At 71.1% G+C, this 26713-nt stretch carries 28 protein-coding genes; 18 read left to right on the forward strand and 10 right to left on the reverse strand.

Features of this window, described 5'->3' with window-relative positions; all coding sequences use genetic code 11:
* Positions 1-13: 13 nt before the first annotated feature.
* The 5 genes from P0592_RS10135 (at position 14) to P0592_RS10155 (ending at position 5395) form a co-directional block, all read left to right on the forward strand.
* Positions 14-793 (forward strand): helix-turn-helix domain-containing protein, encoded by a 780-nt coding sequence (locus P0592_RS10135; RefSeq protein WP_276270769.1) that lies wholly within the window; start codon positions 14-16, stop codon positions 791-793.
* A gap of 277 nt (positions 794-1070) precedes the next feature.
* The gene (locus P0592_RS10140) at positions 1071-2075 is read left to right on the forward strand and encodes a transcription initiation factor IIB (protein WP_276270770.1); all 1005 of its coding nucleotides are present in this window, start codon (positions 1071-1073) and stop codon (positions 2073-2075) included.
* An 84-nt stretch (positions 2076-2159) separates the two neighbouring features.
* On the forward strand, positions 2160-2873 hold the full coding sequence (locus P0592_RS10145) for a DUF4396 domain-containing protein (RefSeq protein ID WP_276270771.1): 714 nt from the start codon (positions 2160-2162) through the stop codon (positions 2871-2873).
* 108 nt (positions 2874-2981) lie between these two features.
* Positions 2982-3866 carry a mechanosensitive ion channel family protein gene (locus P0592_RS10150; RefSeq protein WP_276270772.1) on the forward strand — a complete coding sequence of 295 codons (885 nt, stop codon included), beginning with the start codon at positions 2982-2984 and terminating at the stop codon, positions 3864-3866.
* A gap of 440 nt (positions 3867-4306) precedes the next feature.
* Entirely contained in the window at positions 4307-5395 is a 1089-nt protein-coding gene (locus tag P0592_RS10155) for a glutamate-cysteine ligase family protein (protein ID WP_276270773.1), read from the forward strand.
* Here P0592_RS10155 and P0592_RS10160 read toward each other — a convergent pair.
* Both P0592_RS10160 and P0592_RS10165 read right to left on the reverse strand, forming a co-directional pair.
* Complete coding sequence (locus P0592_RS10160; protein ID WP_276270774.1) at positions 5385-6041, reverse strand: helix-turn-helix domain-containing protein; 657 nt, start codon at positions 6039-6041, stop codon at positions 5385-5387. The genes P0592_RS10155 and P0592_RS10160 overlap by 11 nt on opposite strands.
* Before the next feature lie 186 nt (positions 6042-6227).
* Entirely contained in the window at positions 6228-7136 is a 909-nt protein-coding gene (locus P0592_RS10165; protein WP_276270775.1) for a serine/threonine-protein kinase RIO2, read from the reverse strand.
* A 289-nt stretch (positions 7137-7425) separates the two neighbouring features.
* Here P0592_RS10165 and P0592_RS10170 point away from each other — a divergent pair, with 289 nt between their 5' ends.
* The 5 genes from P0592_RS10170 to P0592_RS10190 all read left to right on the forward strand — a co-directional run bounded on the left by P0592_RS10170 (position 7426) and on the right by P0592_RS10190 (position 12090).
* Positions 7426-7971, forward strand: a complete 546-nt coding sequence (locus tag P0592_RS10170) for a winged helix-turn-helix transcriptional regulator (RefSeq protein WP_276270776.1) — start codon at positions 7426-7428, stop codon at positions 7969-7971.
* Positions 7972-8035: 64 nt separating this feature from the next.
* Positions 8036-9328 carry a DUF7405 family protein gene (locus P0592_RS10175; protein WP_276270777.1) on the forward strand — a complete coding sequence of 431 codons (1293 nt, stop codon included), beginning with the start codon at positions 8036-8038 and terminating at the stop codon, positions 9326-9328.
* A 56-nt stretch (positions 9329-9384) separates the two neighbouring features.
* Entirely contained in the window at positions 9385-10461 is a 1077-nt protein-coding gene (locus P0592_RS10180) for an iron transporter (RefSeq protein WP_276270778.1), read from the forward strand.
* Between the two features lie 48 nt (positions 10462-10509).
* Positions 10510-11553 carry an NAD(P)/FAD-dependent oxidoreductase gene (locus P0592_RS10185; protein ID WP_276270779.1) on the forward strand — a complete coding sequence of 348 codons (1044 nt, stop codon included), beginning with the start codon at positions 10510-10512 and terminating at the stop codon, positions 11551-11553.
* 63 nt (positions 11554-11616) lie between these two features.
* Positions 11617-12090: a cation:proton antiporter regulatory subunit gene (locus P0592_RS10190; RefSeq protein ID WP_276270780.1), complete on the forward strand. Its 474-nt coding sequence runs from the start codon at positions 11617-11619 to the stop codon at positions 12088-12090.
* 42 nt (positions 12091-12132) lie between these two features.
* Here P0592_RS10190 and P0592_RS10195 read toward each other — a convergent pair whose 3' ends face one another.
* The 7 genes from P0592_RS10195 to P0592_RS10225 form a co-directional block, all read right to left on the reverse strand.
* Complete coding sequence (locus P0592_RS10195; RefSeq protein WP_276270781.1) at positions 12133-12774, reverse strand: alpha/beta hydrolase; 642 nt, start codon at positions 12772-12774, stop codon at positions 12133-12135.
* A gap of 2 nt (positions 12775-12776) precedes the next feature.
* Entirely contained in the window at positions 12777-13709 is a 933-nt protein-coding gene (locus P0592_RS10200) for a VOC family protein (protein WP_276270783.1), read from the reverse strand.
* Positions 13706-14128, reverse strand: coding sequence for an acyl-CoA thioesterase (locus tag P0592_RS10205; RefSeq protein WP_276270784.1), 423 nt, complete (start codon positions 14126-14128; stop codon positions 13706-13708). Before P0592_RS10205 ends, P0592_RS10200 begins: the two co-directional genes overlap by 4 nt.
* Positions 14125-14655 (reverse strand): peptide-methionine (S)-S-oxide reductase MsrA, encoded by a 531-nt coding sequence (gene msrA / locus P0592_RS10210; protein ID WP_276270785.1) that lies wholly within the window; start codon positions 14653-14655, stop codon positions 14125-14127. The genes P0592_RS10205 and msrA overlap by 4 nt, the downstream gene beginning before the upstream one ends.
* 99 nt (positions 14656-14754) lie before the next feature.
* On the reverse strand, positions 14755-17136 hold the full coding sequence (locus P0592_RS10215; RefSeq protein ID WP_276270786.1) for a heavy metal translocating P-type ATPase: 2382 nt from the start codon (positions 17134-17136) through the stop codon (positions 14755-14757).
* Position 17137: 1 nt separating this feature from the next.
* Entirely contained in the window at positions 17138-17911 is a 774-nt protein-coding gene (locus tag P0592_RS10220) for a sulfite exporter TauE/SafE family protein (protein WP_276270787.1), read from the reverse strand.
* A gap of 1 nt (position 17912) precedes the next feature.
* The gene (locus tag P0592_RS10225; protein WP_276270788.1) at positions 17913-18086 is read right to left on the reverse strand and encodes a DUF8131 family protein; all 174 of its coding nucleotides are present in this window, start codon (positions 18084-18086) and stop codon (positions 17913-17915) included.
* 161 nt (positions 18087-18247) lie between these two features.
* Here P0592_RS10225 and P0592_RS10230 point away from each other — a divergent pair, with 161 nt between their 5' ends.
* The 4 genes from P0592_RS10230 to P0592_RS10245 are packed head-to-tail and all read left to right on the forward strand — an operon-like array spanning position 18248 to position 22177.
* Positions 18248-19414, forward strand: a complete 1167-nt coding sequence (locus tag P0592_RS10230; RefSeq protein ID WP_276270789.1) for a halocyanin domain-containing protein — start codon at positions 18248-18250, stop codon at positions 19412-19414.
* A 7-nt stretch (positions 19415-19421) separates the two neighbouring features.
* Positions 19422-19949 carry a cytochrome c oxidase subunit II gene (locus P0592_RS10235; RefSeq protein ID WP_276270790.1) on the forward strand — a complete coding sequence of 176 codons (528 nt, stop codon included), beginning with the start codon at positions 19422-19424 and terminating at the stop codon, positions 19947-19949.
* Positions 19949-21634 carry a b(o/a)3-type cytochrome-c oxidase subunit 1 gene (locus P0592_RS10240; RefSeq protein WP_276270791.1) on the forward strand — a complete coding sequence of 562 codons (1686 nt, stop codon included), beginning with the start codon at positions 19949-19951 and terminating at the stop codon, positions 21632-21634. The genes P0592_RS10235 and P0592_RS10240 overlap by 1 nt, the downstream gene beginning before the upstream one ends.
* Before the next feature lie 6 nt (positions 21635-21640).
* Complete coding sequence (locus tag P0592_RS10245) at positions 21641-22177, forward strand: hypothetical protein (RefSeq protein WP_276270792.1); 537 nt, start codon at positions 21641-21643, stop codon at positions 22175-22177.
* A gap of 4 nt (positions 22178-22181) precedes the next feature.
* Here P0592_RS10245 and P0592_RS10250 read toward each other — a convergent pair whose 3' ends face one another.
* Positions 22182-23822, reverse strand: a complete 1641-nt coding sequence (locus P0592_RS10250) for an NADH-quinone oxidoreductase subunit D (RefSeq protein WP_276270793.1) — start codon at positions 23820-23822, stop codon at positions 22182-22184.
* Between the two features lie 84 nt (positions 23823-23906).
* On the opposite strand from P0592_RS10250, the gene P0592_RS10255 reads away from it, so the two are divergent.
* From P0592_RS10255 to P0592_RS10270, 4 genes are all read left to right on the forward strand, one after another.
* Positions 23907-24596 carry a helix-turn-helix domain-containing protein gene (locus P0592_RS10255; RefSeq protein ID WP_276270794.1) on the forward strand — a complete coding sequence of 230 codons (690 nt, stop codon included), beginning with the start codon at positions 23907-23909 and terminating at the stop codon, positions 24594-24596.
* A gap of 25 nt (positions 24597-24621) precedes the next feature.
* On the forward strand, positions 24622-25416 hold the full coding sequence (locus tag P0592_RS10260; protein ID WP_276270795.1) for a lipoate--protein ligase family protein: 795 nt from the start codon (positions 24622-24624) through the stop codon (positions 25414-25416).
* A gap of 41 nt (positions 25417-25457) precedes the next feature.
* Positions 25458-25754 (forward strand): hypothetical protein, encoded by a 297-nt coding sequence (locus P0592_RS10265; protein WP_276270797.1) that lies wholly within the window; start codon positions 25458-25460, stop codon positions 25752-25754.
* A 77-nt stretch (positions 25755-25831) separates the two neighbouring features.
* Entirely contained in the window at positions 25832-26665 is an 834-nt protein-coding gene (locus tag P0592_RS10270; RefSeq protein ID WP_276270798.1) for a deoxyribonuclease IV, read from the forward strand.
* The last annotated feature ends 48 nt before the right edge of the window (positions 26666-26713 follow it).

The raw sequence follows: 26713 nt of genomic DNA on the forward strand, positions 1-26713 counted from the left end.
CCACGGCGTACGCGTGCGAGAGTTCATCTTCACGATCGACTACGACCCCGGGGTCGACCCCCTGATGGACGTGTTCATGGACCATCCGGAGACCCACTCCCGGACGATCGCCTGCAACGTCGCCGAGGACGGGATGTGGCGGCTGGAGCGGATCGCCGGCAGCGAGACGGCACTCCAGGAGCTGGACGAGGTGTTCGACGACCCGGTCCAGTGTACCGAGTGTATCGGCTTCCACGACTGCGACACGGAGTGGTACTACGAGGTCATCGCCGAGGCCGAGGGCCAGCGGACCGTCTACAGCTACCGGTCGGAGGCCGGGGACTGCCACTCCGTCCCGCGGCTGGCGATCGAACACGTCGGCCACGGCGTCCTCTGTGAGACCGAGCGGCGCGGCAGCCGCTGCGAGTGGCGGCTGCTGCTGTGCAACGACCGCGGCGTCGACGACCTGTTCAGCGAACTCGAGGACGAACTCCGGCCCGGCCTGACCATCGAGTTCCGACAGCTGGGCGACCCCTCCTACTGGACCGACGAGGCGGTGACGCTGGCGGAACTCCCGCCCGAGCAGCAGGCCGCCGTCGAGGCGGCCGTCGACCACGGCTACTACCGGACGCCACGGGCCGTCTCGCTGTCCGACCTCGCCGACCGGCTGGACGTCTCCCGGTCGACCCTCCAGTACCGGCTCCAGCGGGCCGAGGCCTGGATCGTCCGCTCGTTCGTCACGCGCTCGATGGGTCCCGTCGAGGCGGAGGAGTCCGTCGCCGAGGGGAGTCGGCTTCGGGTCGCCGACGACTAGCGAGGGGCACGAGCGAAGCGAGTGGCCCTCGAAAGGCGCAGCGGCGAACGGTGGCGAGCCGCGAGCAGGCTGACGGTACGAGCGAAGCGAGTGGCCCGGGAGGGCCGCGGTGGTGCGACGATCCGCGAACCGCGGTCGAGACGACACCCCCGCAGTCTGGCGGTTCTCTCGCCCGACCCAAATATTTGGCATATGCCAAGGCAGTCCTGATACCCGATGCGTCCCTCCTAGGGAGTACACGCGGGCAGTCCCCCGACCGCTCGCAACCCTCTCATCTATGAACACACGAACGTCCCACGCCAAGGAGCGCGGTCGCACCGGAGAAGAGACAGCCACGCAGGGCGACGAGCGCGTCTGTCCCGACTGCGGCGGTCGGCTCACCCACGACGACGCACGCGGCGAGACCGTCTGTGGGGACTGCGGGCTGGTCGTCGACGAGGGGGCCATCGACCACGGCCCGGAGTGGCGCGCCTTCGACTCCGCCGAGCGCGACCAGAAGTCCCGCGTCGGGGCTCCGACCACGAAGATGATGCACGACGAGGGGCTCTCGACCAACATCGGCTGGCAGAACAAGGACGCCAACGGCAACGCCCTCTCGGCCAGCCAGCGCGAGACGATGCAGCGCCTGCGCACCTGGAACGAGCGGTTCCGCACCCGGGACCACAGCGAGCGCAACCTCAAGCAGGCGCTGGGCGAGATCGACCGGATGGGGTCGGCGCTGGGCGTCCCGGAGAACGTCCGCGAGACGGCCAGCGTCGTCTACCGCCGGGCGCTCGACGAGGGGCTGCTGCCCGGCCGCTCCATCGAGGCCATCGCCACCGCGTCGCTGTACGCCGCCATCCGCCAGGCGAACCTCCCCCAGACCATCGACGAGATGGTGATGGTCTCGCGGGTCGACGAGCAGGAGTTCACCCGCGGCTACCGGTACATCAACCGCGAGCTCTCGCTGGAGATCGGCCCGCCGGACCCCGTCGACTACCTCACGAAGTTCGTCTCCGAGCTCGACGCCAGCGACGAGCTCGCCCGCCGCGCCCGCGACCTCATCGAGACGGGCAAGGAGGAGAACGTCCACAGCGGCAAGAGCCCCGTCGGCCTCGCCGCGGCGGCCATCTACGCCGCCGGCCTGCTGGTCAACGAGGAGTACACCCAACAGGAGGTCGGCGACGCGACCGACGTGAGCACGGTCACGATCCGCGACCGCTACCGGGAGCTGCTGGAGGCCGCCGCGGGCCGGGACGCCGTCGACCGGACCGCCACCGCCGAGCGCAACGCCAGCGCCTGAGGACTGCTCGCCCCCTCGCCGCACCCGCTTTTGCACTCGCCGGGATCACACCTAAATCGCTGGCCCGTCACCCCCGAGACAGTGATGCAGGGACTCGTCGGCCGACTCGAACAGCTCGCAGCGCCAGCCCGCGACCTGCTCCAGCCCGTGCTCTCGGACCCGCGGGTCATCGCCGCCTGGGCGGTCGTCGTCGTCGCCGCCCTCGCCGTCCTCTGGTGGGACATCCGCGCACGGAACCAGGCGCTCCCGTCGCTGATGAAGGGCGTCTGGACGCTCGTCGTCCTCTACTCCGGCCCGTTCGGGCTGGGGATCTACTGGGTCGCGGGCCGGACCCAGATCGACCACGACTCGGTCTGGCGTCGCGGGCTCCGCTCGACGGCCCACTGCTACTCCGGCTGTGGGGCCGGGGAGGTGGTCGGGATCGTCCTCGCACAGGGGATCCTCGGGCTCGCGGTCGGCTGGGTCGCGGCGGCCACCTTCGGGTTCGCGTACCTCTTCGGCTTCTCGCTGACGGTCGGCCCGCTCGTACAGGAGGGCGTCGGCCTCCGGGAGGCCGTCGTCGACGCGCTGTACAGCGAGACGCCTTCGATCACCGTGATGGAGATCGTCGCCATCGGCACGGACCTCCTGCTGGCCGCCGAGGCGGCCATCACGGACGTGCTGTTCTGGTCGGGACTGATATTCTCGCTCTCGCTCGGATTCCTCGCCGCGTACCCGGTCAACGTCGCCCTGGTCCACGTCGGCGTCAAGGAGGGGATGGACAACCCCGCGGAGATGGAAGGTCAGGCCGCTGACTGACCGGCCCTACCACTCATCGGCCGTAAAGAAAGCTTAGCAGCGGTATATTCGGACTTCGACGCTGAACTAGTCGGTAGGTTGAAACGGGATACGCTCCAAGACGGTGCTATGCAGATTCCCACAACGGTTCTGCTGCAACAACCCGATCCGATCCCCGGATCCCTGACCGAGCTGCTGGCACAGTACGGTGCGCTCGTCGGCAAGGCCGTGGCCTTCGTCGTCGGACTGATCGCCGTCCTCGTGATCGGTCGGATCGTCGTCCGACCGGTGGTGATGCAGGTCCTCGACCGAGGGGGCCACGACGCGTCGGTCAAGAGCCTCGCGAGCAGTCTGCTCGGACCGGTGATCTGGGTGCTGGCGCTGGCCGTCGCGTTCACCGTCGCCGGCTTCGGGAGCGTCATCGCGGCGCTTGGCGTCTTCGCCAGCGCGGTCGCGCTGGCCGTCGGGTTCGCCGCACAGGACCTGTTGGGGAACTTCGTGGCCGGCGTGTTCATCCTCAAAGACGAGCCCTTCGAGGTCGGCGACTGGATCGAGGTCGGCGACATCACCGGGACCGTCGAGGACATCGACCTCCGGGTCTCCCGGATCAGGACCTTCGACAACGAGCGCATCACCGTCCCCAACGGGACCCTCGCCAACAACGCGGTCACCAACCCCGTGGCGTACGAGAAACTCCGTCAGAAGTTCGTCTTCGGCATCGGCTACGACGACGACATCGACCACGCCAAGGAGGTCATCCTCGACGAGGCCGCCAAGAACGACGGCATCCTCGACGACCCCGAGACCTCCATCCGCGTGACGGAACTGGCCGACTCCTACGTCGGGCTCCAGACCCGGTTCTGGATCGACGAACCCGCGCGGTCGGACTTCGTGAAGACCCGCTCGGAGTTCGTCCAGGCCGTCAAGGAGCGGTGTGACGCCGAGACGATCGACATGCCCTACCCCGTGCGGGACATCACCGGCGAGATCGCGGTCGACGGCGAGGTCGCCTGACCCGAGCGCGATCGTCGCGCGGGACGCGTCTGACCCCCCCTCCGCACGGACAGAGATCGGCGACGCCCGCCACGCGCGGTTCCGACGTTCCGCGCGCTCACGAGGACTGCTCCACGGCGACACCGGCCGGTCACGGACGGCCGACGCGGAGACGGAGCGTCGGGTCGACCCGCTTCGATAGCTCCACCGGATACGCGACTCGGTTCGCTATCGCGTATACTGATTTATCCGTGTGGCGAGTGCCGGCTATCGGACCGTCGCTCCCGGTCGCGGCGGTTCGAAGTCGGCGGATCGAACGGTTCCCGGCCGCTCAGTGTCCGCGGATCCGATCTCCGTCTGGGGGTCTCGGAGCCCCTCCCGCGCGAGCGCACGTGCAAGGCAAGCGACAATCCGCGACGCGGGAGACGGTGCCACTCCGGGTGTGACTGGCCCGGGCAACTATGAAGGTAGGCATCGAGATGGAGTTCTGGACCGTCGACGAACAGGGGCGACTCTGTGACGGCCAGCCGCTCACGGAGACGGCCGCACCGCTCGAACCGGAGTTCATCGAACCACTCGTGGAGGTCCGGACGGCACCACACGAGCAGGGTGTCGACCTGCGACGCGACCTGCGGAGTCGTCTCCGGGCGGCACTGGGAGCGGCTCACGACGCCGGGATGCACCTCGTCCCGCTCGGGACACCGCTCACGGGATCGGCGGCGGCCGTCACGTCCGACCGGGGCGAGCTGTTCGAGAGGATATACGGCGACCACATCACGAGCGCGAAGAACTGCGCGGGGACGCACGTCCACTTCGAGAAGGTGGCACCGGTCCGGCAGTTGAACCTCCTGACGGCGCTTGACCCGGCGCTGGCGCTCGTCAACTCCTCGCCGTACTACCTCGGGGAGCGTCTGCAACAGTCCTCGCGCGCACAGGCGTACCGACAGCGATCCGGCGGGGAGTTCGCGGAGTACTGCGACCTCTGGTCGTACACCGACAGCGTCGCGGAGTGGGACGACCGCGTGGCGGCGTCGTTCCAGGGGTTCCAGGACGTCGCGGCCGACCGCGGCGTCGACCCGTCGACGGTGGCCGACTACTTCAGCCCGGAGGACGCGGTGCTCAACCCCGTCCGGCTCCGGGATACACTCCCGACGGTGGAGTGGCGAGCCCCGGACACAGGGCTGCCGAGTCAGACCGTCGACCTCGCCCTCGATATGGCGGCCGTGGTCGAGCGGACGGCCGAGGAGTCGCTCGCCGTCGGGGACCCCTACCCCGATGCCGACGAGATCGCGATCCCGACGTTCGACGAGCTCCGTGAGATCACCGACGCCGCGATACGGGAGGGACTCGCGTCCCCGGAAGTGTGTCGGTACCTCCTGAAGATGGGGTTCGATCCCGGCTCGTATCACCCGCTCGCCTCGCAGCTCGCCGGCCCGGAGACGCTGACGGCCGAAGCGGGGAGGCGACTCAGACTCGACGCCGCCGGGACGCTCCGGCACGACGTGCGCACGATGGGGTCCGCGACGCCCGAGAGCCGTGTCAGTCCGTGAGCTGTCCGACCAGGATGGTGTCCTCGACGAGGGCCTCCGTGGCCCGCCGGAGCCGCTCGGAGAGCGCCTGGTGGGAGACGTCCATCTCCTCGGCCAGTTCCTCCAGGGACGTCTCCCGCGGGACGTCGTAGTAGCCGGCCTTCGCCGCCGCGACGAGGGCCTCGTGTTGTTCGACGGTCAGCCCGTACCGACCGGCGGGCTCCCCGTCCATCTCCCGGATCGCCTCGATGTCGAACTGCATATCTCTGTCTTCGACGAACCGATGGGTCTTCGAGAACAGGTCCCGGGTCGGGTACATCGCCCGGATCTGCCAGGCGTCGCCCCGACCGAACGCGCTCAGAATCGTCGCCTCCGAGTTGGTCAGCATCTGGACCACCAGCTGGACCTTGTTGATCCACTCCATCCAGTACAGCGACTCGTTGTCGAAGTTCCCGACGAGATCCACCTTGTCGACCGTCGGGTCGTCTTTCAGTACCGGCGTGATCTCTTCCGGTGACTCGTCGCGGACCCACAGCATCGGCATCACCGTCTCGCTCCCGCTGTCGACGATGCGTTCGACCTCGAACTCCGCCCCCGGGAACTCACGAAGCGTCCGTGACAGCGCGAACTCCTCCGCCGGGACCGATCCCTTCACGATCGTGACCATCGTTGCTACCCGACTCGACTGGCAGCGTTGTACGTATTACGGTCCACCACCCGCTCCAAAGGTGCGACCACCACGGGCTTGTCCGGTCGGCTCGTCGTCCCGGGTGAATTTGATATCGCGAGATGTGGTTTACGAGCGGCGACCGAGTCACGCCCGATCGCCGGTCGCGTGCCGGTCCCACCCCACTCAGCCCTGGAACGGGGCCACGGAGTCGAAGTCGTCCCCGGCGACGCGCTCCGCGACGCCGTCCGTGTCGACGTCGGCCACCTCGCCGGGGTACTTCCGCTGGAAGTAGCCCACGATGTTCTCCACGTCACGGGTCAACAGCTCGCGCGCGTTCTCGTGGTCGGTGGGGACCGCCTGCGGCCAGTCGAAGACGACGACGCCCTCCCGCGTGACGAAGACGTTGTACTCGCTCATGTCCGCGTGGACGAACCCCTCGCGGTAGGCCGTCTGCATCTCTTCGAGGACGAGTTCGAGGACGGGGACGACCTGCTCGGGTTCGAGGCCGGTCCGGGACAGCTCGACGCCGTCGACCTTCTCCATCACGATGGCGTGGCGGTTCGCGTCGACGGGCTGGGGGACCGACACGTCGGGATACAGCGTCTCCAGGGCCTCGTACTCGCGTTCCGCCGCCTTCCGTGCCGTGTAGAGCCAGGAGACGTGGTCGCGGTCGGCGGTGTACTCCCGTTCGCGCATCACCTCGCGGAAGTTGGTGTACCCCTCGCGGTGGTACTTCAGCGCCATCGGCTTGTAGGACTGGACCTCGTAGACGTCGCTCTCCTTGCCCACCCCCAGCGGCGCGCCGAACCCCTCGATCGTGCCCCGCTCGACGAGCGTGTGCAGGGCGAGCGCGTCGTACCCCTCGAAGGTGAGCTTGAACCCCTCGTACTGGATCGTCTTGCGCTCGACCAGTCCCCGATCCTCGCAGCGGTCCAGGCGGTAGTCGACGTCCTCTGCGGTCAACCGGGCGAACTCCGTCAGCTTGTCGCGGTCGACGTACTCGGAGAAGCGCATCCCCTGCTCGACGCCGGAGAGGAGGTGGAAGTCCTCCTCCTCCAGTTCCGGCAGCACGGACGCCACGTTCTGGACCATCAGCCGCCGTTACTCGCCCGAATCGTAAAAGCTCCGCGTGTCGGGACCCGAACGGCAGTAAATCAGATACCGCTATATCGAATCGCCGTGGGACGGGGGCCGCCCTCGACTCGAAGCAGTGCCGTGGATGCGACAGCCGACACGCCTCCGCCGGCGTTCCGCCCGGCGACGGCCCGGTGCCGGCGACACACTCAGGTGTGTCCGACCCCGAGACGGGGTCGATGATCGATCGCGTGGCCCCGACGCACTCGACCGCGGTGACGGCCGGGGGTCCCCGAGGAGTGGTCGCGTGAGCCACCAGCGCGCCCGGATCGACCGGTACGTCACGGCCAATCCGGGGGTCCACTTCAACGCGCTCGTGCGCTCGCTGGACCTCGCGCCCGGACAGGTGCAGTACCACCTCAAGCGGCTCCGCCGTGCGGAGGACGTCCGCGAGGAGACGCTGTACGGCCGGACCCACTACTACCCGCCCGAGTACGACGCCTGGGAGCGCGGGTCGCTCGCGATGCTGCGCCGCGAGACGGCCCGGGACGTCCTCGTCCACCTGCTCTCGGAGGGACCGAGCGAGCCGAGCGCAGTGGCCGCGGACCTGGACATCGCCCGGAGCACCCTGGAGTGGCACCTCGACCACCTCGTCGAGCAGGACCTCGTCGCGAAGGACCGCGACGCGGGCAACCGCGTCACGCTCGTGGTGTGCCGGCCGGCCGAGACGGCCGAGCTGCTCCGGCTCGTCGACCCCTCGGTGACGGACCGGGTCGTCGACCGGTTCACGCGGCTGGTCGACGACCTGCTCGCCGGCGAGCGCCCGGGCGGTGAGGACGGCGACGACCGATGACCGCGGCGCGTTCGAGAACCGAACCACAATCCCCGTTTGGCTCGACCACCGACTGTAGCTAACCATGGACTCCCTCGACAGCGACCTCCCGCGGCGGCAGTTCCTCAAGGCGGCCGTGGCCGTCGGGAGCGCGAGCGCCCTGAGCGCCTGTCTGGAGCGCACGGAGCCGGTGCCGACCGGCGACCCGTCGGCCAAGCCCGCGCGCCAGCACGCCTGGGGCGACTACGTCCGGCGGGACGAGCACGGCAACGCGAAGCTCCCGCGTCACCAGGTGCTCCTGTACGTGAACCTCGACGAGTCCGGGCCGCCGTCGGCCGACGCCCGGACGACCGTGGCCGATGCGCTGGGCGTCCTCGACCGGGCCTACGAGTGGAGCCACGAGGGACTGCTCCACTCGATCGCCTACTCCCGGTCGTACTTCGACCGGTTCGACGACCCCCTGCCCGAGAACGTCGACCTCCCGCAACCCCGGGCGCTCTCGCCGTTCGAGTCCCCGACCCTGGACACCCAGGACGCCGTCGTCCACCTCGCGAGCGACCGCGCCGACGCCGTCCTCGAGGCCGAGCGAGCCCTCCGGGGCGAGCGCGAGGAGGCCAACGGCGAGGCCGTCGAGACGGCGCTGACCGACGCCGTGACGGTCGCCTCCCGACGGACCGGCTTCGTCGGCGCGGGCCTGCCGGCGAAACACCAGGACGCTGCGGGCATCCCGGGCTCGAAGCCGGTGCCCGAGGCCTCGCCGCTGTTCATGGGCTTCGAGGCCGGCTTCCGGGGGAACCAGGCCAGCGAGGACTACGTCACCGTCCAGTCCGGGCCGCTCGCGGGGTCGACCACGAAGGCCATCGCCAACATCCGCCAGCGCCTCGAGGACTGGTACGGCGAGCAGTCCTACGAGCAGCGGGTCGCAGAGATGTTCAGCCCGAGCCACGCCGAGCAGGGCCTCGTCGAGGGGGTCGGCTCGAACCTGGGCGACGACAGCGGCGTCGACCGGTTCCTCGACGACGTCGCGGCCGAGGCGCGAGAGCACGGCCGCGTCGGCCACGCCCAGAAGGCCGCCCGCGCGAACCGGGACGCGGACGGGAACGTCCGGCTGCTGCGCCGGCACTTCGAGTCGACCGACGACATCGGCTCGGACCAGGAGGTGGCGAGCCTCCACTTCCCGTCGCTCCAGCGCCGGATCACCGCCTTCGAGGAGGTCCGCCGGGCGATGAACGGCACCGACCTGACCGAGGTGACGCCGGCCATCCGCCAGCGGGTCAACAACGGCATCCTCGAGTACATCTTCGTCCGCCGGCGCGGGTACTTCCTCGTCCCGCCGCGGCGACACCGCTCGCTGCCGACCCCGCGGCCCGAGTCGTAGCCGGGTTTCGAGAGCCGGACCAGAACCCCCTTTTGCGGCGCGACCGACCCTCGGATATGGACCGACGGACCCTGCTGCGGACCGGGGCCGGACTCGCCGGGTCGCTGGCGCTGGCCGGCTGCCTGGGCGGGCTCGAGACGCAGTCGACGCGCGCCCCGCCGCTCGTCGAGGACCGCCCGGACGGGGTGTACGTCCCGAGCCACGTCGAGGGGATGGAGATGGCGGGGACGAACACGGGCGGCGACTTCGCCTTCGGGCTGATGTACAGCTACCCCCACCGGTTCTGGACCGTCACGGGCGACACCGTCGAGCGGACCGACATCGCCGCCGAGGACGACCTCCACCTGATGACCAGCGTCTGGGACCCGGAGACGGGGACGGTCATCCCGGACACCGGGCTCTCGGTCGAGATCTACCGGGACGGCTCGCTGGTCTCACAGGAGGTCATCTACCCGATGCTCTCCCAGCCGATGGGGTTCCACTACGGGGCGAACTTCGGGCTCGAGGGCGACGGCGACTACACCGTGCGGCTGAGCGTCGGCGCGCTCTCGACCCGCCGGACCGGCTCGTTCCGCGACCGGTTCACCGAGCCAGCGAGCGTCGACGTCCCCCTCGCGTACAGCCAGGCGGCCACGGAGGAGATATCCTACGAGCGGCTGACAGAGCGAGCGGGGGAACGCGGTGCCGTCGACCCGATGTCGATGGAGATGCTGCCCGGTTCCGTCGCCCCCTCGGCGTCGGAGCTACCCGGGACCGTCCTCGGCTCCGCACGGAGCGACGACGCCGACCTGCTCGTGACCGTCCTCGACAGCCCGCCGGCGGGGATCGACGCCGACGGGCAGTACCTCGCCGTCTCGGCGCGGACGCGGTACAACCGGATGCTGATCCCCTCGATGGCGCTCTCGGGAACCCTCTCGCGGGACGGCGAGCCGGTGTTCGACGGGGAGTTCGTCCGGACGCTCGACCCCGACCTGCGGTACCACTACGGGGCGGTCGTCGACGGCGTCGAGTCCGGCGACGAGCTGACGCTGCGCCCGACCGTCCAGCCACAGACCGCGCGCCACGAGGGGTACGAGACGGCCTTCGGCGGGCTCGGGGGCGGGATGCCCGAGGTGTCCCTGTCCGTCGAGTAGGTCGCCGCGAGCGATGCCTTCACCCGGCGCAGATCCCTACGCTGCGGTATGTCACGAGTCGGTATCGTCGGTGCGGGCGCGGGCGCGGCGGCGCTGACCCACGTCGTCGACGGTGCGGTCCCCGACGCCGAGGTGACGGTCCTGGAGAAGTCCGGCGGCGTCTGCGGCCGGGTGGCCACCCGCCGGCGCGGGGACTGCACCTACGACTACGGCGCGAACTACCTGAAAGACGAGGACGAGCGGGTGACCGAACTGGTCCGGGAGACGCTCGACGCCGACGGCTTGGTCGACACCGAGGGCCCGGTGTACACGTTCGACAGCGACGGGACGGTCTCGGAGGGCCGCGACGCCGACGACCACAAGTGGAGCTACGAGGCGGGCCTGACCCAGCTCGCAAAGCGGCTGTTCGACGGGACCGACGCGACGGTCCACCGGCGTACCCGCGTCGAGACCGTCCGCCGGGACGCCGACGCGGCGACGTGGACGCTCGTCGACAGCGACGGGGAGACGTGGGGCCCCTTCGACGCGCTGGTCCTGAACCCGCCGGCCCCACAGACGGCGGCGCTCCTCCGGGACGCCGCGTGGGATCGCGAGATCCGAGAGACGCTGGCGGGGGCCGCCGCGGCGGTCGACTACCGCACTATCTGGACGGCGGTGTTGCACTACCCGTTCGAACTCGACCGACCCTACTACGCGCTGGTCAACACGGACGAGGACCACGAGGTGGGGTGGATCTCCCGCGAGGAGTGCAAGCCCGGCCACGTCCCCGACGGCGAGAGCCTACTGATCGTGCAGGCGAGCCCCGAGTGGTCGGTCGAGCGCTACGACGATCCAGCAGCGGACAACGTCGCCGACCTCGCGGCCCTGACCGCGGACGTGGTCGGCGACGAGCGCCTGACCGACCCCGACTGGACCGACCACCAGGGCTGGCGCTACGCGCTCCCGGAGGGCGCGGTCGCCGAGGGACCGGTCGACTCCGCGGCCGACCACGGGCTGTACTGCGTGGGCGACTGGGTCGCCGGCGAGGCCCGCCTCCACGCCGCCCTGCGGAACGGGCTGGAGACGGGCGAGCGGCTGGCCTACGCGCTCTGACCGGACTGGAACCGACGAGTAATCGACACGAACGCCGAAGTAGTCGCCACCCGTCGCTCCGGTGTGCGCGTCCACGAGACCGACCTCCCGGGCGTGGGACGGCGCTACGTCGTCTCGCTGCCGGACGGCGGCCGCCTGACCGTCCTCGTCCACAACGACGGGAACAGGGAGACCTACTGGAGCGGGGACGCGGCCGGCGACAGCGAGCGGCTGTTCTCGCTGTCGGCACGCGAGGCCCGGAAGCTCGCGGAGATCTACGACGGGACCTACTTCGAGCCGGTACCCGAGGACGCCGACGAAGTCCCCGGAGACGCCCGCCTCCGCTGGGTCGCGGTCGACGAGGACAGCCCCGTGGCCGGACGGACGCTCGGCGAGAGCGACCTCGGCTCGGCGACGGGCGTCCTCGTGCTGGCGGTCCAGCGCGACGAGACGACGCTGTCGAGTCCGGACGCCGACACCCGGATCGAGGCCGGCGACGTGCTCGTCGTCACCGGGAGCGACGCGGCCCACGGGGCGCTCCGGGACCTGCTCGGGTAGCGCGGGACGGACGGCACCGTCGCGGGAACGGACCGGGAGAACTCAGACCACACCCGCGACGAGCCGGTCGACCGCCGCGATCTCCTCGTCGTTGATAGCGTGGCCCAGCCCCTCGAACACTCGCTCGGTCACGTCGGCGTCCAGCCGTCGGAGCGCGGTCGCCGTCGCCCGTATCCGCTCGGCGTCGACGCGGGGGTCGGCCGCGCCGCAGGCGACGAACGCCGGCGTCCCGTCGAGCGCCCCATCGCGCTCGACGGCGGCGGGATCGGGGCCGAGCAGCCCGCCGGCGAGCATCGCCAGGCCACCGTACCGCGCGGGGCGGCCGACGACGTACTCGCCCGCGAGGCTCGCGCCCTGCGAGAACCCCAGGAGGACGGTCCGCTCGGGCGGGACGCCGGCGTCGGCGGCGATCCCCACGGTGCGCTCGACCAGCCCGAACGCCGACGACAGCCACGGCTCCCGGTCGGCGTCGGGCGCGTCGGCTGGCCCGGGGAACCACGCCTTCCCGGCGGCCTCGGGCGCGAGGTACATCGCGCCGTGGTGGTGGAACTCCTCCACGAGCCTGAGGAAGTGCGACGCCGAGTCCCCCCGGCCGTGGAGCGCGACGACGGCGGCAGTGGCGGCCTGGGGCGGCGCGCCGGCGGTGACGATCTCGCCGTCGGCGTGGGGGTCGGCGTCTGCCACCGTCACCACTCCGGTATCGACAGCGGCGGGAGGTGGTCGGTGATCATCCCGCGGTCGGCCTCTAGCGAGGAGGGGAGCCGGAGGTCGTCGGCGGGCGCGTCGTCCTCGGGGTCGACCTCGAACCCCGGCGACTCCGTCGCCAGCTCGAACAGGATGCCCCCGGGGTCCCGGACGTACAGCGAGTGGAAGAAGTGGCGGTCCTTCACGCGGGAGGGGTCGAAGCCGCGGTCGGCCAGCAGGTCCCGCCACTCGTGGAGCGCGGCCTCGCTCTCGACGCTGAAGGCGACGTGGTGGATCGACCCGGTCCCCTCGCGGGCGTACTCCGTCTCCTCGGTCAGGATGTCGACTGTCGACCCGCGACCAGCGGCCCGGTAGCGGACGGCGTCGTCGGTCTCGGCGACGAGGTCGAAGCCGAACGTGTCAAGCAGGCTCGCGGTGACGTACGGGCTCGTCGACCGGACCGAGACGCCCCGGACGCCCCGGACCGCCCGCTCCTCGGGGACCGGGCCGCCGCCGACCGGCCGGCCGTGGTCGCCGTCGGCGACGAGTTCGAGGTGGGTCCCGTCGGGATCGGTCGCCGGCAGGACGCGCTCGCCGAACCGCTCGCGGACCGTCCCGACCGTGGCCCCGTGGTCGGCCAGCCGGTCGGTCCAGTACGACAGCGACCCCTCGGGGACCGCCAGCCCGACCGCGTGGATGCTGGGCCGGCCGTCGCGGCCCTCGACCTCGTGGGGGTACGGGAAGAACGTCAGCACCGAGCCCGGCGCGCCGGCCGCGTCCCCGTAGTAGAGGTGGTAGGTGAACGGCTCCTCGAAGTTGACCGTCCGCACGACCGGGCGCAGGCCCAGCGCCCGGACGTAGAACTCGGCGTTCCGCTGTGGGTCCCCGGCGATGGCCGAGACGTGGTGGACGCCGGGCGTGTCGGCGAGCGTCACAGCCCCTCGAACTGCGCGATGGCCTCGCGCCAGTCGTCGGGGATCGCCCGGGGCGCGCCGGCGTCGCGGTCGTAGGTGACGACGGTCGTCTCGGCGGTCGCGGCCACGTGGTCGCCGTCGCGGACCTCGTACTCGAACGGGAAGCTCTTGGTGCCCAGGCGGGGGACCCGGACGCCGACGGCGACGCTGTCGGCCGACCGGACCGGCCGCTCGTAGTCGAGTTCGAGGTTCGCGATGACGATGCCGGTCCCGTCGCCGGTCGCCGAGAGGAAGTCGCTGTCGCCGCGGCCGACCACGTCCGCGAGGTAGTCGATGCGGGCCTCCTCGAGGTAGGTGCCGTAGCGGACGTTGTTGACGTGGCCGTAGGTGTCGAGGTCGTCGTAGCGCAGGTCGACCGTCGTCGTGTACTCGAAGCTCATCCGAGCAGCTCCGCGTGTTTCTCCCGCAGCTTGTCCAGCTTGGGCGGGATCGTCATCGAGCAGTACGCCTGGTTGGAGTTCTTCTCGAAGTAGTCCTGGTGGTACTCCTCGGCCGGGTAGAACGTCTCCAGGGGTTCGACCTCGGTGACGATGTCGTCGTCGTAGCCGGGCTGGACCTCCTCGATGAACCGCTCGACGGTCTCGCGTTGCTCGTCGTCGTGGTAGAACACCGCGGAGCGGTACTGCGTGCCCACGTCGTTGCCCTGGCGGTTCAGCGTGGTGGGGTCGTGGGTCGTGAAGTGGACCGCCAGCAGGTCCTCGTAGCTCACGACGTCGGGGTCGTACTCGATCTGGACGCACTCGGCGTGGCCGGTCTCCTCGCGGCAGACCGCCTCGTAGCTGGGGTCCGCGACGTGGCCGCCGGCGTAGCCGGAGGTGACGCCGACGACGCCGTCGACCTCCTCGAAGACCGCCTCCGTGCACCAGAAGCAGCCGCCGGCGAACGTCGCTGTCTCGGTCTCGGTCATCGGCCACTCGTAGGCGTGGCAGCTACAAAAGGGACCGGCCACGGCCGGCCCGTTCCGTGGCGTTTCCGCCCGTGCCTTCACAGCCCTCCCCGGCCGCCGTCAGTCGCTCCCCGAGGGCGACGGTGCCGCCGTCGCGCCCGGGGTCGCGTCGTCGCTGCCACTCGCCCCGTCCCCGAGCGGGCGCGCGGAGTTGCCGACGACCAGCAGGCTGCTGGCGGTCATCGCCAGCGCGGCGAACAGGGGGTTCAGCAGGCCAAGCAGGGCCAGCGGGAGCGCGACGGCGTTGTAGCAGAACGCCCACGCGAGGTTCTGCCGGATGCGCCGCCGGGCCGCGGTCGTGATCGCGAACGCCCGCGGGACTGCACGGAGGTCGCCGGCGATCACGACGGCGTCGGCGGCCTCGGCGGCCAGCGCGGTCCCGCCGGCCAGCGAGATCCCCAGGTCGGCGGTGCCGAGCGCCGGTGCGTCGTTGGTACCGTCCCCGACCATCGCGACCGTCCCGCGGGCCCGCAGGCGCTCGACCACCTCGGCCTTGGCCTCGGGCGGGACGCCGGCGAACACCTCGTCGACGGCGTCGTGCTCGCGGAACCGCGCGGCCGCCGCGTGGCTGTCCCCGGTCAGGACGACGACCTCGCGGTCCCGCGAGAGGTCGGTCACGACCCCGGCCCAGGACTCGCGTGGCTCGTCGCCGCCGACCAGCAAGTCCCGGGCGCGCCCGTCCCAGCCGACCAGCGCCGGCACGTCGCCGGCCGCGTCCGCCCGTTCGTAGCGGGCCAGCAGGTCGTCCGGCACTGTCATTCCCCGGTCGGCCAGCAGCGCGGGCGTCCCGACGACGACCCGCTCGCCGTCGACGGTCGCGCTGACGCCGCGGCCGGGGTGGGTCTCGAAGCCGTCGACGGCGGCGTCCGGCGGGGGCGTGGCCCCGGTGACGGCGTCGGCCAGCGGGTGGTCGGCGAACTGCTCGACGGCCGCGGCTCGGCGCATCGCCGCCTCGCCGGCCCGCTCGCGCAGCGCCATCTCGCCGGTGGTGAGCGTCCCGGTCTTGTCGACGGCGACCACGTCGACGTCGGCGGCCGTCTCGAAGGCCGACGCGTCGGTGACGACGACGCCCTGCTTCAGGGCCGCCCGGACGCCGGCGGCCGTCGCAAGCGGCGTCGCCAGCCCCAGCGCGCAGGGACAGGAGACCACGAGCACCGCCAGCCCGGTCAGCAGGGCGTCGGTCGGAGCCGCGCCGGCCGCGAGGTGCGCGAGGAAGGCCAGCGCGGCCAGGACGACGACGACCGGGACGAAGACGGCCGCGATCCGGTCGACGAGCCGCCCGACGCCGCCGCGGTCGCTCTGGACGCGCCACAGCAGCTCGGTCAGCCGGTCGACGGTGCTCTCGGCGTCGTCGCCGACGGCGACGACCAGCCCGCCCTCCCTGACCAGCGAGCCGCCGACGACCGCGTCGCCCTCGGCCGTCCGCACCGGGCGGGACTCGCCGGTGACCAGCGACTCGTCGACGGCGGCGGTCCCCTCGGCGACGGTGCCGTCCACGGGGACCCGTTCGCCGCTCCGGACGACCACCTCGTCGCCGGGGGTCAGATCGTCGAGCGGGACGGTCTCCGTGCCGTCGGCGGTCCGCCGGCGGGCCGCGTCGGCCCGCTGCTCGGTGAGGTCTGTCAGCCGGCCCGCGGCGGCCCGGCGGACCCGCTCGCGGTAGTAGTCGCCGACGGAGACCGCCAGCACGACGACCGTCGCCACGTCGAAGTACACCTCGGTCTCGCCCAGCAGGAGCGCCAGCACGCTGTAGCCGAAGGCGGTCGTCGCCGCCAGCGCCACCAGCAGGTCCATATTCGGCCGCCGGGCACGGAGGCTGACGGCCGCGCCGCGCAGCAGCGGCCAGCCGGTGTAGCCGACGACGACGCCGGTCATCACGGCGACGTTCCAGAGGAGGTAGCTGCCGGCCGGGCCTCCGAGGTCGACCAGCCGGAACGCGGGGCCCAGGCCGACGTACGCGGGGTAGAGGAAGAGGACGTACCACAGCATCGTCATCATCCCGAAGAAGCCGCCGACCAGCAGCCGGCCGGTCCGCTCGTGGTCGTCGGCCCCGCCGGCGTCCCGGCGGGCGGCGTCGTAGCCGGTCCCCGAGACCAGGTCGGGCAGCGCCGCCGCGTCGACCCGCTCGGGGTCGTACGTGACCCGCATCGTCCCGGTGGCGTAGCTGGCGGCCGCCCCCGTGACCCCCTCGTGGTCGGTCGCGCGGGCCTCGAGGAACGCCTCGCAGGTCGCGCAGTGCATACCCTCGACGGCGAGGAAGGCGGTCTCGCCGTCGGCCTCGTCGGGGTCGGGGCCGGTCTCGGCCGCGCCGGCGTCCGCCCCGGCGGGATCGTCCAGCGTCCGGGCGACCTCCAGACAGCCCCGACAGCAGAACGACCCCTCGACGTCCGCGTCGGCGACCGGCGACTCGGTCGGGAGGCCACAGAGCGTGCAGTCGGTCATCTCAGGTCCAGGGCATCGGGAGCGGCGGCTTCGGGACCACGATCCCGAACACCGCCAGGCCGTTCGACAGCGGGACGAGCGCGAGCGCGAGGAAGACGACTCCCAGCACCCGGTGCAGCGACTCGCGGCGGCTCGGCGAGAGGCTCCCGAACGCGGTCCCGTAGGCGAACACCAGCGGGATGGTGCCGGCCCCGAGCGCCGAAAGCGACAGCGCGCCGGTCAGCGCCGATCCCGTCGCGAAGGCGTAGAGGAAGGTCGGGTACAGCAGCGGACACGGCAGCAGGCCGTGCATCGCGCCCAGCGCGACCATCCCCGGGCCGTCGACGAGGCCGTCGATGCGGGCGACCATCGCGCCGGAGACCCGCCGGAACAGGCCGCCGACGAGCGGGAGCGAGCCCGCAACGTCGACGGCGTTGCCCCGCGTGAGGTAACCGACGCCGACCGCGAGGATGAACACGCCGACGGCGACGCCGGTGACGCCGCGGACCGCCGACCCGAGGCGTGCGAGGCCGGCGGCGTCGTACAGCAACCCCCCGGCCGCACCGAACAGCGCGCCCAGCAGCGTGTAGCTCAGCGCCCGCCCGACGTTGAACAGCGCCTGCTGGCGGATCTCGTGTGTCGTGACCGGGCCGCCGTCGTCGAGTCGCTCGGCGTAGGTGGTCACCAGCGGACCACACATCCCGAGACAGTGGACGCTCCCGACGAGGCCGAGGCTGGCGAACGCCACCAGCCCGGCCGTCTGTCCGGGTGTCAGGCCCGCTGGGACGGCGGCCATCTCAGGCCGGGTGGGCGTCGGCGTCCCCGGTCATCAGGAACAGGCTCCCGAAGATGACGAGGATGCTGACGAGCGAGAGCGCGACGACGGTCCGCCCGGTGCCCAGCAGGTAGTACCCCACCGGTGCCAGCCCGAGCAGGGCCAGCAGGGTGACGAGTCTGACGCGGAGTGCCATACCCGGGCGTTCGCGCCCCAGCCGATAAAAAGCCGCGGGGGCGTTCCAGACTCGTTGGAACGCCGGGCTCCATTTAAGCGTGTCAGCGTGCCTCGACTCCGTATGAAGCGCGGAGGCACTGACAGACGGAGGCGTGCGGCGACCGGACCGGGGGGCCGGCGATGACGCTCGGACGGCGACAGTTCGTCCGGAGCGCCGTCGGCACCGCGGCGCTGGGCGCGGTCGGCACGGCCACGGCACAGTCCGAACCCGACTACGGCGGCTGGTTCGAGAACGTCTCGAACTACGACGGCACCGTCGACAGGCGCGGTCAGGACACGGTCGAGATCACCGTCGGGGCACAGGGCAACAACGGCGCGTTCGCCTTCTCGCCGGCGGCGGTGATGGTCTCTCCCGGGACGGAGGTGGTCTGGACGTGGACCGGCGAGGGCGGCGGTCACAACGTCGTCTCCGAGGGCGACGGACCGCTGGACTCGGGGTCGCCGGTCTCGGAGGCCGACACCACGTACAGCCACACCTTCGAGAGCGAGGGGATCTACAAGTACGTCTGTACCCCCCACGAGTCCCTCGGGATGAAGGGGGCCGTCGTCGTCAGGCCCGGCGGCTCGGGCGGCGGCAGCGGTCGGCAGGGACCGCCCGCGAACCCCGACTACGGCGGCTGGTTCGACGGCGTCTCGAACTTCGACGGCACCGTCGACCGGACCGGCCAGGACTCCGTCGAGGTCGCCGTCGGCGCGCAGGGCAACAACGGCGCGTTCGCCTACTCGCCCGCCGCGGTCCGCGTCTCCCCCGGGACGGAGGTGGTCTGGACGTGGACCGGCGAGGGCGGCGGTCACAACGTCGTCTCCGAGGGCGACGGACCGCTGGACTCGGGGTCGCCGGTCTCGGAGGCCGGGACGACCTACAGCTACACCTTCGAGGAGCCGGGGATCTACGAGTACTACTGTACCCCTCACGAGTCCCTCGGGATGAAGGGGGCCGTCGTCGTCGGGGGCGGCTCCGGCGACCAGGGCGGTGGCGGCGGTGGCCGCGCCCAGCCCTCGGGGCCGATGTGGCTCCTCAACGGCTCGGTACTGCTGGCCTTCTTCGCCCCGCTGATCGGGGCCGTGGCGCTCCGCTACCGGCGCTCGACCGCGCCGGCGCGGACGGGCGAACCGACCGCCGTCACCGAGGCGGCCGAGACGGACACCGCGGTCGAACTGGATCACGAGGAGTACGACCCCTACGGGACGGCGGCGCTGGTGGCGTTCTACTTCGTCCTCGTCGCCCTGCTGTGGGTGTTCATGTACTTCGTGGAGTTCCTCGGCCGCGTCTCGGTGATGGGGTGACACTGCTATGCACGTTCACAGGTTCGAGAAGGTCTGGCTCGGCGCAGCGCTCCTGCTCATCGTGGGCTTCATCGCGACGATCGCGTACGGCACGGTCGGCGTCGGCGTCGCGATGGTCGACGACTCGGGCGGCACCATCGACGCACAGGCGGTCGCGAACGGCGAGACGGGGACCGGCTTCGACGACCCCGGCGTGGTCCGGCAGAGCGAGGACCACTACGTCGTCTACGTCGTCGCCCGGCAGTTCCAGTTCGTCCCCGGGAGCGGGGACGACCCGATCCGCATCCCGGCGGACACGCGCGTGACCTTCCGCGTGACGAGCGCGGACGTGATGCACGGCTTCTCCGTCGCGGGTACGAACATCAACACGATGGTCATCCCCGGCCAGGTCGCCGAGTTGACCACGCGGTTCGACGAGCCCGGCACCTACGGGCTGGTCTGTCACGAGTACTGCGGCGCGGCCCACCACACGATGGGCGGCTCCATCGAGGTGGTGCCACAGTCCGAGTACGACTACGAGGAGGTGACTAACTGATGGTGTTCGTCGACGCGTTCCCGAAGACGTCGAAGCTCGTCCGGAGCCAGTTCCTCGTCGCGTTCGTCGCGCTGGCGCTTGGCGCGCTCTTTGGCATCGTTCAGGCGCTGCACCGCACCGGCGTCCTTCGGGTCATCAGCTCCGCGGACTACTACACGATCCTGACCGGCCACGGCGTCCTGCTGGCGCTGGTGTTCACGACGTTCTTCATCGCCGGGCTGTTCGCCTGGGCGGTGACCGACAGCCTGGAGCGGGAACTGCCTCAGCGACTCGCCTGGGGCGCGTTCTGGACGATGCTCGTCGGGACGGTGCTCGCGGCCGTCGCCATCGTCGGCGGCCTGATCGGCGCGCCGTCGATCCTCGGCCACGCGCTGAAGGCCGACGTCCTGTTCACCTTCTACCCGCCGATGAAGGCCCACCCGCTGTTCTACGTCGGGGCGGCGCTGATCATCGTCGGCTCCTGGGTCGCGGGCGCGGCCTACTTCAAGTCGCTGTGGCGCTGGCGCTCGGACAACCCCGACAGCCGCATCCCGCTGCGGACCTTTATGGTCGTGACGACGATGCTGATGTGGTACGTCTCCACCGTCGGCGTCGCCGTCGAGGTGGTCGCGTTCCTCATCCCGTGGTCGCTGGGGCTCGTCAGCGAGGTGGACCCGCTGTTGACCCGGACGCTGTTCTGGTACTTCGGCCACCCGGTGGTGTACTTCTGGCTGATGCCGGCGTACCTGGTCTGGTACACCGTCCTGCCGAAACTGGCCGGCGGGCGGCTGCTCAGCGACCCGCTGGCGCGGGTCGTGTTCGTCCTGTTCCTGCTCCTGTCGACGCCGGTCGGCTTCCACCACCAGTACGTCGACCCCGGCATCCCGGAGGGGTTCAAGTTCATCGCGATGACGAACACGATGTTCCTGCTGCTCCCGTCGCTGCTGACGGCCTTCACGGTCGTCGCCTCGATGGAACACGGGGCCCGCCAGCGCGGCGGTGAGGGGTACTTCGGCTGGCTCCGCTCGCTCCCGTGGGGGAACCCCGCCTTCGCCGGCTGTGCGCTGGCGGGGCTGATGTTCGCCGCCGGCGGCTTCTCGGGGATGATCAACGCCGGGATGAACATCAACTACCTCATCCACAACACGCTGTGGGTGCCCGGCCACTTCCACCTCACCGTCGGCACCGCGTTCGCGCTGACGGCGATGGCGATCAGCTACTGGCTGGTGCCACAGCTGACGGGGACGCGCCTGCGCCAGCGGACGACGGCGGTCGCCCAGCCGTACGTCTGGTTCGTCGGGATGGCGCTGATGTCCAACGCGATGCACCGCGCCGGCCTGGCGGGCATCCCGCGCCGGACCGCCGAGCCGACCTACGACGAGTTCGCCTTCCGGGCGGTCGGGGGCTCGGTCGCCGAGATGCGGCTCCAGATCGCCGTCGGCGGCCTCCTGCTGTTCGTCGGCGCGGCGATGTTCCTCTGGGTGATGGCGGCGACGTGGCTGGCCCACCGCGGCGGGCAGCTGTCGGTCAACAGCGACATCCCCGAGCCGCTGTCCGGCCCCGAACACAGCCCGCGGGTGCTGGACAACTACCGGCTCTGGACGGCCATCGCGCTGCTGCTCATCGTCATCGCCTACGGCCCGCCGCTGCTCGGGATGATCCAGAACGGCCTGTTCGCACCGGGGAGCCCGCCGATCCCGGTCTGACCACCGATGTTCGACGACGAGGGGCCGGACGAGGGCGATCTGGTGCGGGTGCTGGTGGTCCTGGCCATCGCGATCCCGATCGTCATCGAGGTGTTCACGTTCGGGAGCCTGTTGAGCCACTACGTCGTCGGCGGCGGCGACGGCGGGGCGGCGACGGAGACCCCGGCGGTCGACGGCGCGACCGAGGGCGAGGAGATCCTCGCCGCCACCGCGCCGGTCGAGCGGATCGAGCGGGCCAGCGTGGTCACCGGCGACGAGGGCTGGACGTTCACGCTCCGCGTCGCAGTCGAGAACACCGGCGACGAGGCCTACGAACTCCGGCTGGGCGTCGCGACGACGCGCGCGGGCCGGACGGTCGCCGGCCCCGACGCGACCACCGGGTCCCTCGCGCCGGGGGCGACCGGGAGCGTCACTGGATCGTGGCTCCTCCCACAGGGCCAGCGCCCGGCCAGCGTCACCGTGACGACGGTCCGGGGCGAGGGTGCGGCCGCGACGACCGAGACCCACGACGTTCCGATCGGCGACGTCCCGGTCTCGTCCTGACCACTCAGCGGTCGACCTCGCCCATGATCGTGTCGAGGCTCCCCAGCGTCGCCACGAGGTCGGGGACGAACTCGCCCTCGGCCATCTCGCCCAGCGCCTGGACGTGGGAGAAGGAGGGGCCGCGGATCTTGAAGCGAGCGGGCGTGTCCGTGCCGTCGGAGCGGATGTAGATACCGAGCTCGCCCTTCGCGGCCTCGACCGCCCGGTAGATCTCGGTGTCGGGATCGGGCCGCAGGGTCCGGGGGACGTTGGCCTGGATCTCGCGGTCGTCCTCGGGCCACTCCGCCAGCAGGTCCGCACACTGCTCGATGATCTTCGCGGACTCCTCGACCTCGCGCAGCCGGACGAGGACGCGACTGAAGTTGTCACAGCCGTCCTCGGTGACGACGTTCCAGTCGAGCTCGTCGTAGTAGCCGTAGGGGTCGTCCCGCCGGAGGTCGTAGTCGACGCCCGAGCCGCGGGCCACGGGGCCGGTACAGCCGTAGGCCTTCGCGGCCTCCGGATCGAAGTGGCCGGTGTCGACGGTGCGCATCTGGAAGGTCTCGTTGCTCGTCAGCAGCGTGTGGTACTCCTCGAGCTTGTGGGGCAGGTCGTCGAGGAACGCGTAGATCTTCTCGAAGAACGCCTCGCGGGGTTCGGGCAGGTCCCAGGCGACCCCGCCCAGCCGGTAGTAGTTGAACATCAGCCGCTGGCCGGTGAGGTCCTCGACGATGTCCATCACCACCTCGCGGTCGCGGACGCCCCACTGGAAGACGGGGGTGAACTCCCCGACCACGTCCAGCGCGTAGGTCGCGAGCGCGAGCATGTGCGAGAGGATTCGGGAGAGTTCGGCACACATCGTCCGGATGACCTGGGCGTACTCGGGCACCTCGATGTCGGCGAGGTCCTCGGCGACGCGGGCGTAGGCCCACTCGTTGAGCAGGCCGCCGCCGCCCCAGTCCCAGCGGTCGGGGTAGGGCATAATCTGGTGGCGGTAGGTGCCGGACTCGCACATCTGTTCCTCGCAGCGGTGGATGTAGCCGATGTCGGGGTCGACGGCGGCGACCGTCTCCCCGTCGAGTTCGACGTTGACGTGGAGGACGCCGTGGGTCGAGGGGTGGTGTGGCCCGACGTTGAGGTGCATCGTGTCCTGGCCCTCGCGGGTGTCCTCCAGCAGGTGGGCGTGTTCCCGCAACGGGACGATCTGTGGCTCGTCGCCGTCGAAGTCCCGCGAGAGCGGGTGGCCTTGCCAGGTCTCGGGCAGGAGGATGCGCCGGAGGTCGGGGTGGTCCTCGTACTCGACGCCGACGAGGTCGTAGGCCTCGCGCTCGTGCCACTCGGCGGTGGGATACACCGGCGCGGCGGACTCGCTGGTGGGGTCGTCCGAGGGGAGGGGGACGACCACCGACAGTTCGCGGGTCGGGTCGTCGTAGCTCCGCAGGTGGTAGATCGACTCGTAGCGGTCGGCGTACTCCTGGGCGGTGACGCAGGCGCAGTGGTCCAGGCCCGACTCGGTCTTCAGCGCCGACAGCACCGCCTGGACCTCGTCGGCCCGGACGACGATCGCCGGGGCGTTCAGATGTGTCTCGGTGTCGAGGACGTGCTCGCTGACCGGGGCGGCGAGGTCGGGGACCTCGCCCTCCGCGGTCGCGACAGCGTGTGCCATAGGTGCCCCATCGACCGCCACTCCCGTCGTCTTGCTGCCACACACACGAGGGACCTTTATATCGGGAACCGCAACGAGTGCGTCGTGAAGTACGTCCGCCTCTCGCTTTCGATGGGGCCGGCCAAGCGCCACCCGATGCACCAGTTCGTCGTCGAGACCGACGGCTACGACGCCAGCTACCTGCTGCGGGGCAACGACGTCGGGAGCGAGGTCCAGACGCTCCTCTTCCACGTCGACGGCTGGCCGCCCGACCCCTACCGGGCGGCCCTAGAGGCGACGGACGAGGTCGCGGAGTACGCCATCTCGACGTGTCCCGACGAGACGTTCTACCTCTACGTCCGGGACCGGCCCTCCGACGTGGGGGCCGGCCTCGTCGACGCGATGCGGCGCTCGCGGCTCTGTCCGGCCTCGCCGGTGGGCTACCACGCCGACGGCACCGTCCGCCTGACGCTGGTCGGCCCCGGCGAGGCTGTCCAGGCGGCCACGGAGTCGGTTCCGACGGGCATCTCGGTCGACGTGCTGTCGGTCGGCGAGTACGACAGCCGGCGGCTGGACACCGCCGCGGGCCTGACAGACCGGCAGTTCGCGGCGGTGGCGGCGGCCGTCGACTGCGGCTACTACGAGAGCCCCCGCGAGGGGACCACCGCCGACGTGGCCGACCGGCTGGACTGCTCGCCCGGCACCGCCGCCGAACACCTACGCAAGGCCGAACGCCACGTTATGGCGAGCGTCCTCGACCAGCACGACGGCCCGGCGTCGCGCCGCAACCCATAATCTCCTGCCCCCCCAAGCGCCGGCGATGACGCTCGCGGACCTCGACTGGCGGGTCGTCGGCCCCGAACGCCACCCCGGCCCGCTGACGATGGCCCTGGAGGAGGTGGCCGCGGAGACGGCCGCGGCCGGCGGCCCCGCGACGGTACGAGTGTACACCTGGCCCGACGCGCTCTCGCTGGGGTACAACCAGGACCCCGACAGCGTCGACTGGACGTTCTGCGAGCGCGAGGGGATCGGCGTCACGCGCCGCCCCACCGGCGGCGGCGCGATCTACCACGACGGTCACGCCGACCTCTCCTACGGGATCGTCGCGCCCGCCGAGGCCGTCCCGGGGGACCTGCTGGACTGCTACGAGCTGTTCTGCGGGCCGATCCTCGATACCCTCGAAGGTATCGGGATCGACGCGGCGTTCGTGAGCGGGGAGCGCGAGGCCGTCCACCAGCCGGCCTGCTACCTGCGGGCGCTACACCCGGCCCACGACGTCGTCGGCCCGGACGGCCGCAAGCTCGCGGGCAACGCCCAGTACCGACAGCGGGACGCCGTCGTCCAGCACGGCTCGCTGTCGGTGTCGCTGCGGCCCGAGCGACACTGCGGCTGTTTCGCCGGCGAGCCCGACCCCGTCGCCTTCCGCGAGCGGGTGGGCGCGATCGACGAGTACGTCGACGTCCGGCGGAGCGAGGTGGTCGAGACGCTCACCGAGACGCTGACGGAGTGGGTCGACGCCGAGGCGGGCGCGTGGACCGACGACGAACTCGCCCGCGCCCGCGAGCTGGCCGACGAGAAGTACGCCGCCGACGAGTGGGTCCGCCGGTCGCCCTGACCGGCGTGAGGCCTTTGGGGCGGCCCGTCGAACGCCCGGTTATGGCCCCCGATTCAGACGACCCCTCCAGCCACGAACCGGACGGCGGCTACGCCGAGCGGACCGACGCGGAACTGTACGAGATCGTCAGGCGAGCGGTCGAGGACGCCATCCTGGGCGCGGTCGGCACCGTGTTGCTCGTCGGGGTCGGCGTCGCCGTCGGCGGCATCGGACTCTCGCTCCTCGTTGGGGGCCTCGACCTGGTCCGAGTCGCGGTGGGCGTCGTCTGCCTCGCCTTCGGCGCGTACCTCGTCGCGGCGACGCTGGGCGTCGTCCCGCCGGCCCGGGAGTGGGTCTGAGGGGCCGACGACCTGTCGGCTCCGCCGCCTTCGCCGCCTCCGGAACGGCTTTGCCCCGCCGCGCCCGACCCAGTCGTATGCTCAAGGTCGGAGCCCACACCTCCATCGCCGGCGGCGCGTACAACGCCGTCGAGGAGCAGGTCGAGTACGGCGGCAACTGCGGACAGATCTTCTCGCACTCGCCGCAGGTCTGGCAGGACCCCAACATCGAGGACGCGGAGGCCGAGCGGTTCCGCGAGCTGAGCGAGGATCACGACGTCGGCCCGTGGGTGATCCACTCCTCGTACCTCGTCAATCTCTGTACGCCGAAGGCGGACCTCCGCGAGAAGTCCGTCGACTCGATGCAGAAGGAGGTCGAGGCCGCCGACAAGCTCGGCGTCGAGTACGTCAACGTCCACCTCGGCGCTCACACCGGCGCGGGCGTCGACGGCGGGCTGGACAACGCCGCCTCGGCGCTGGACGAGCTCGACGTCCCCGACGGTGTCACCGTCCTCGTCGAGTCCGACGCCGGCAGCGGGACGAAACTCGGCGATCAGTTCGACCACCTCGCGACCGTCCGCGAGCGGACCGACCAGGAGATCGAGTTCTGTCTGGACACCGCCCACCTGTTCGCGGCGGGCTACGACCTCTCGACGCCCGCGGCCGTCGACGAGACGCTCGCGGCGTTCGACGACGTGGTCGGGTTCGGGGACCTCGCCTGCGTCCACCTCAACGACTCGAAACACGAGTGCGGGACGAACAAGGACGAACACGCCCACGTCGGCGAGGGCGAGATCGGCGTCGAGGGGATGCGGGCGTTCGTCAACCACGAGGCCATCCGTGACGTGCCGCTGGTGCTGGAGACCCCCACCGAGGACGGCAAGAGCTTCGCGTGGAACGTCGACCGCGTCCACGAACTGCGCGAGGCGTGAGTCGGGCGTCCCGGGCGAGCGGTCGTCGCTGACCGACCCGTTTTTGTC

Origin of the sequence: Haloarcula litorea (assembly GCF_029338195.1) — an archaeon.
In the GTDB taxonomy this organism is placed as follows: domain Archaea; phylum Halobacteriota; class Halobacteria; order Halobacteriales; family Haloarculaceae; genus Haloarcula; species Haloarcula litorea.